Genomic DNA, 6131 nt, shown 5'->3' on the forward strand with positions numbered 1-6131 from the left:
GCTGCTTCGTCGAGTTCGCGTTCCCGCGGTCATTTCATCGACGGTGCGGGCGGGGGCTCGTCCGACTGATCTCAGTGACGCCCGAGTCCCCGGATCGCCGCCGGAAGCGTTGGTATGCGCATCCGCGTCTGACTCCAAGGGCGTCGCCGATCGCCTGCCATGACAAGCCCTGGTCGCGGCCCGACAGGATGGCTGCCCGCAGGTCGTCTTTGGCAGCCACCAGGGCATCTCGTCCCGGACTCCGTTTGGCTGCGTCCACCGCCGCCGCGGCATCGACGATTTCTCGGATCCCGGTTGCCTCGAACAGTGAAGACGGGAGCCTGTAGCTGGTGTTCATCGCTCTTGGTCACCGGCCTTCCTCGCGGGCGCGTTACCCGACCCCATCGACCTTCCGCCGACAGAGCGTCGGCAACCAGGGCCGTTCGACCCCGAGCGAGGTGACCAATGGCCTCAGCGCCTAGACGGACGCAGGTGATCGCCTTCGGCGGCCTGGGGTCACGCCATCTGATCGGTGATCGTCGACTCGGCGAGTTGGGAGAGGCCCTCCCGAATGTGGCGCGCCCACATCGACCCGATGCCGTCCACCGACTGGAGATCGTTGGCGCTCGCGGCGAGGACGCCCTGCAGTGAGCCAAACGACCGCACCAGCAGGTCGACGTGGGCAAATTGCAGTCGCGGGATGCCTGCCATCGCGCGGTAGCCGCGCGAGCTCATCGCGGAATCTTGTGCCTCAAGTGTCGATGGGTATCCGAAAACCCGTGCCAGCGCCGTGAAGTCGAGCAACTCGTTGTCGCTGAGTGCATCCAGCTCGTCGAGCGTGCTGGTCACCTGAGCGGTCGACGGCGGCTCGGGGTTGGCGTGGTAGTCACGGGCGACCAGCTCGCGAGCGGTGTCGTTGTCGCCGACGAGTTCTTCGAGTTGAAGCTTCAGCTGCCGACCGTCGGTGCCCAGTTCGACGACGTCGGCATCGATTTCGAGGCTGATCCGCCGGACCATCTCCAAGCGCTGGACGACCGTCATGACGTCACGCAGCGTGACGAAGTCCTCGATCTCGGCCGTCGAGAGCTGACGGTTGACCTCGTCGAGGCGGGCCTTGTACCGCTCCAGGGTGGCGATGGTCTGGTTGGTGCGGGACAGGATGGCTGCCGAATCGGGGACGACGTGGCGCTCGCCGGCGACGTAGACCGTCACGATGCTCATCGAATGGCTAACGGAGATCACTGGATAACCGGTTTGCACCGCGGTCCGTTCGGCCGAGCGGTGTCTGGTTCCCGACTCGTCCGTGGGAATGGATGGGTCGGGGACCAGTTGGACGTTGGCCCGCAGGATCCGGGTGCCGTCACTGGACAGCACGACAGCGCCGTCCATCTTCGACAGCTCCCGCAGGCGCGTTGGCGCGTACGCGACGTCGAGGGCGAACCCGCCGTCGCAGATCGCATCGACGGTGTCGTCGTAGCCGAGCACGATCAGCGCGCCGGTGCGGCCCCGCAGGATGCGTTCCAGCCCGTCGCGCAGGGCCGTGCCCGGAGCCAGCCTGCCAAGGGTCTCGCGCAGGGTGGGACGCGCGAGCTGTACCACGTTGCCCCGTCCCGCTCTAGCACTCTTGACGGCCATCGCGCCTCCTCGCTCCGGCCGTCATTCTCCCTCATTTGCCGGTGATGTTCCGCAACACCCGCAAAGCCCCGGAGATGTTGTCGGCCGACATCACGCTCAGCCCCGGTGGCACGTCCTTGACCCCTGGTGGCACGACGGCCGTGGTGAAGCCGAGTCGGGCGGCCTCGGCGAGCCGCCTATCCATCCCGGTAACCCTGCGGAGGTCGCCTGCCAGGCCGACCTCGCCGATCGCGACGACCGTGGTGGGCATCGGGATGTCGGTGTAGGCCGACGCGATGGCCAGAGCCACGGCCAGGTCCGACGACGGGTCGGTGAGTCGCATGCCGCCCACCGTCGAGAGGTAGATGTCGTTCTGCCCGACGTTGAGGTGGGCTCGCTTCTCCAGCACCGCGGTGATCATCGCGGCTCGCGCGGAGTCGATGCCGCTGACCGCGCGCCGTGGACTGCCCGCCGAGGCCGATCCGATCAGGGCCTGCACCTCGCCGATGAGCGGCCGCTTACCGTCGAGCGTCACGGTCACCGAGGTGCCGGAGACTGGTTGCGGCCGCTGATCCAGGAAGAGTCCGGACGGGTCGGCGACGCACTCGATTCCGTTGTCGTGCAACAGGAAACACCCGACCTCGTCGGCGGCGCCGAACCGGTTCTTCACGCCTCGGACCATGCGAAGCGCCGAGGTGCGGTCGCCCTCGAAGTGCAGTACGACGTCGACGAGGTGCTCCAGTGAGCGCGGCCCGGCGATGGCACCGTCCTTGGTGACGTGTCCGACGAGGATGATCGCGACGCCGGTGGTCTTGGCGGCCATCGTCAGCGCGGTCGTGACGGCGCGCACCTGGGTGACGCCGCCCGTCACGCCGTCGACCTCGGTGGTCGACATGGTCTGGACCGAGTCGACGACGATCAACGTCGGCTGGACCTGCTCGATGTGGCCGAACGCGGTCTGCAGATCGGACTCGGCAGCGAGGAACACCTCGTCATGGGTGCAGCCGGTGCGCTCGGCCCGCAGCCGGATCTGGCCCGCGGATTCCTCGCCGGAGAGGTAGAGCGCGCGGCGGCCGGCCTGGGCCCAACGGTGGACCACCTCGAGCAGCAGCGTCGACTTGCCGACGCCGGGATCGCCCGCGAGCAACGTCACGGATCCGGGGACGAGCCCGCCGCCGAGCACCCGGTCGAGCTCACTGACCCCGGTGTGGAAGTGCCGCGTCGAGCCGGGATCGATGGAGCTGATGGGAACCGCGGGCGAGGCGGGTGCGACCGAGCGGCGCGCCGTACCCGAAACCGTTGTGAGGACCGCGATCTCGTCGACGGTGCCCCAGCTGCCGCAATCGGGGCAGCGACCCACCCACTTGGCGGTGACGTGGTGGCACTCCGAACAGCGATGCTGGGAACGCGTCTTCGATACGGCCTTGGACACGTGGTGACGGTATCCGCCCGCACCGACAGACGGGCGGAGGCGAGCTAGTGACCGCCCGTGTCGGATTCGTGTCCGCCGCCGCCCGCACCCTCTGCTTCACGGCGCGGCGCCTCCCCTGCGGAGATCGGCACCAGCAGCTCCTTCTGACCGGAACGCTCGAACGTGAACGTGAACGGGTAGTTCAGTCCGTTGCTGATCTTCTCGGTCAGCGCGACGGTGGCCTCGGCGGAGCCGGCGTCCTCGGTGGTGTCCAGAGCGCTCGGCTGGCCGTCGGGCGTCCCGACGATCAGGGTCTTGCCGCCGGGTATCTGCGCGTCACCCGTCACGGTGACGTTGCCGATGGGGGAGGTGATGGACAGCAGCCGGTCGGCGTCGTCGGCGGACTCGTTGACGGCGACGAAGATCAACTCGACGTCGCTGCCCTCTTCGACGTAGTCGGCGACCTGCGCGGCCCGCAGGTGGACGTTGCGCAGCGCGATTCCGGTCTCGGCATCGCCGACCCAGGCGAGGGTGCCGTTCACGGCGGGCTGCTGGTTGGCGCTCTGGGAGATCTGACCGGCGCTGCAGCCGGTGAGCGCGACGACGGCAGTCAGGCCGCAGGCGGCCAACGCGACGGCAGAAGTACGCGATTCGAAGAGCTTCACTCAAGCCTCCTGCTCGACCGACGAGACGACCGCGGCAGGCGGTCCCGTTATTCAACTATGGAGAGTAGTAGGTCGAGGTTGAGGGCGGTAGCGGAGGGCCGTCGGCGCCGGGCCGCAGGCTGAGCCTCGGTGCCGGCGCCCCTGCCGGGAAGCCGACGGACGCGGACCGAGGGGCGGTGGCACGCGGCTGTCGGGGTGCGGTTGGGTCACTTCCGAATGCGATTGGCGCACCGTGGAAGTGAGTGTGTCGAGGGTTGCTCGAAGGGCTGCGCGTTGCACGGATTCGTCACCCTGTCAACCCCTAGTGTTCGCCCATGGTGCCCCTGACCTGCACCGTTGCGGCACACGTGTCTGCGTCCCGTGCTAACATTGCCTTGTGAAAGGGGCTCTAATCTGATGATTTTCAAGGTCGGAGACACCGTTGTCTATCCACACCACGGCGCCGCGCTGATCGAGGCGATCGAAACCCGGACCATCAAGGGCGAGGCCAAGGAGTATCTCGTTCTGAAGGTCGCCCAGGGTGATCTCACCGTTCGAGTCCCTGCTGACAATGCAGAGTACGTCGGCGTGCGTGACGTGGTTGGTCAAGAAGGACTCGACAAGGTCTTCCAGGTCCTACGTGCCCCGCATACCGAGGAGCCGACCAACTGGTCGCGTCGCTACAAGGCGAACCTCGAGAAGCTGGCATCCGGTGACGTGAACAAGGTGGCCGAGGTCGTTCGCGACCTCTGGCGCCGCGATCAGGAGCGCGGCTTGTCCGCGGGCGAGAAGCGCATGCTCGCCAAGGCGCGGCAGATTCTGGTTGGTGAGCTCGCCTTGGCGGAGAACACCGATGAAGAAAAGGCCGAGACCATTCTCGACGAGGTTCTGGCCGCCGCTTCCTGATTTCCAGGGCGCGCTAGATGGTGCCGAGGATCGGTCTTGGCACCGATGTACACCCGATTCAGGCAGGACGGCCGTGTTGGCTGTTGTGCCTGAAATTCGACGACGCCGACGGCTGCGCCGGCCACTCCGATGGTGATGTGGCCGCGCATGCCCTCTGCGACGCGCTGCTGAGCGCGGCGGGGCTCGGCGATCTGGGTAGCGTCTTCGGTACCGGTCGCGATGAAATGCGCGGTGCCAGTGGCGCTGACATGCTGCGACACGTGCGTGGCCTGCTCGGAGCCGAGGGCTTCGCGGTCGGTAACGCGGTCGTGCAAGTGATCGGTAATCGCCCCAAGGTCGGCCCGCGCCGGGTCGAGGCTCAGGAAGTGCTGTCCGAGCTTCTCGGCGCTCCCGTATCGGTGTCGGCGACGACCACGGACGGGTTGGGGCTCACCGGCCGTGGTGAGGGCCTGGCGGCGATTGCAACGGCCCTGGTGGTCGCCGACGAGCGCTTGCGCGAGGAGTAATGAACTCCGACGAGCGCTTGCGCGATGAGTAATGAACTCCGACGAGCGCTTGCGCGATGAGTAATGAACTCCGACGAGCGCTTGCGCGAGGAGTAATCAGCGGTGTGGCAGGCGCGCCCTCGACTGGCCGGTAAGCTGGCCGGTCGTGACCGATCACGCCCTACGACTTCACGACACCATGACGGGTGTGGTGCGTGACTTCGTGCCGCTGCGCGACGGGCATGCCTCGATCTATCTCTGTGGCGCGACCGTTCAGGGGCTGCCGCACATCGGCCACGTTCGCAGTGGTGTCGCATTCGACGTGCTGCGTCGCTGGCTGACGGCCAAGGGCTTCGACGTGGCGTTCATCCGCAACGTCACCGACATCGACGACAAGATCCTGAACAAGGCAGCCGACGCAGGCAGGCCGTGGTGGGAATGGGCTGCGACGTTCGAGCGCGCCTTCACCTCGGCCTACGACGCGCTCGGCGTGCTCCCGCCATCGGCGGAGCCCAGGGCCACCGGTCACATCACCCAGATGGTCGAGCTGATTGACCGCCTTCTCGTCGCCGGGCATGCCTATGTGGGTGGCGGTGACGTGTACTTCGACGTGTTGAGCTACCCCGAGTACGGCCAGCTGTCAGGCCACCGGATCGACGACGTGCACCAGGGTGAAGGCGTCGCGACGGGCAAGCGCGATCCGCGGGACTTCACCCTGTGGAAGGGCGCCAAGCCCGGCGAGCCGTCGTGGCCGACGCCATGGGGGCCTGGCCGCCCCGGATGGCACACGGAATGCGTCGCGATGTGCGAGTCGTACTTGGGCGCCGCGTTCGACATCCATGCGGGCGGGTTGGACCTGGTCTTCCCGCACCACGAGAACGAGATCGCCCAGGCGCGCGCCGTCGGCGACGGGTTCGCGCGGTACTGGATGCACAACGGCTGGGTCACGATGGGCGGCGAGAAGATGAGCAAGTCGCTCGGCAACGTGCTGGCGATTCCCGCCGTCCTGCAGCGAGTGCGGGCCGCCGAGCTCCGCTATTACCTGGGCAGCGCGCACTACCGGTCGATGCTGGAGTTCTCCGAGCATGCGCT

6 protein-coding genes are annotated in these 6131 nt (G+C 67.3%); 3 read left to right on the forward strand and 3 right to left on the reverse strand.

Features of this window, described 5'->3' with window-relative positions; translation table 11 throughout:
- Positions 1-495: 495 nt before the first annotated feature.
- Genes disA through ABW137_RS27115 form a run of 3 tightly spaced genes read right to left on the reverse strand, consistent with a single transcriptional unit; the run spans position 496 to position 3669 of the window.
- Positions 496-1614: a DNA integrity scanning diadenylate cyclase DisA gene (disA, locus tag ABW137_RS27105; RefSeq protein ID WP_526404560.1), complete on the reverse strand. Its 1119-nt coding sequence runs from the start codon at positions 1612-1614 to the stop codon at positions 496-498.
- A 31-nt stretch (positions 1615-1645) separates the two neighbouring features.
- On the reverse strand, positions 1646-3025 hold the full coding sequence (gene radA, locus ABW137_RS27110) for a DNA repair protein RadA (protein WP_526404561.1): 1380 nt from the start codon (positions 3023-3025) through the stop codon (positions 1646-1648).
- 44 nt (positions 3026-3069) lie between these two features.
- Positions 3070-3669, reverse strand: coding sequence for a copper chaperone PCu(A)C domain-containing protein (locus ABW137_RS27115; protein WP_526404562.1), 600 nt, complete (start codon positions 3667-3669; stop codon positions 3070-3072).
- A 396-nt stretch (positions 3670-4065) separates the two neighbouring features.
- On the opposite strand from ABW137_RS27115, the gene carD reads away from it, so the two are divergent.
- The 3 genes from carD to cysS all read left to right on the forward strand — a co-directional run.
- Entirely contained in the window at positions 4066-4554 is a 489-nt protein-coding gene (gene carD, locus ABW137_RS27120) for an RNA polymerase-binding transcription factor CarD (RefSeq protein ID WP_319454855.1), read from the forward strand.
- Between the two features lie 17 nt (positions 4555-4571).
- Positions 4572-5060, forward strand: coding sequence for a 2-C-methyl-D-erythritol 2,4-cyclodiphosphate synthase (gene ispF, locus ABW137_RS27125; protein WP_526404563.1), 489 nt, complete (start codon positions 4572-4574; stop codon positions 5058-5060).
- Between the two features lie 145 nt (positions 5061-5205).
- A partial coding sequence (gene cysS, locus ABW137_RS27130; protein ID WP_526404564.1) for a cysteine--tRNA ligase occupies positions 5206-6131 on the forward strand: 926 nt, incomplete at its 3' end.

Origin of the sequence: Mycobacterium sp., assembly GCF_040509115.1 — a bacterium.
Lineage (GTDB): Bacteria > Actinomycetota > Actinomycetes > Mycobacteriales > Mycobacteriaceae > Mycobacterium.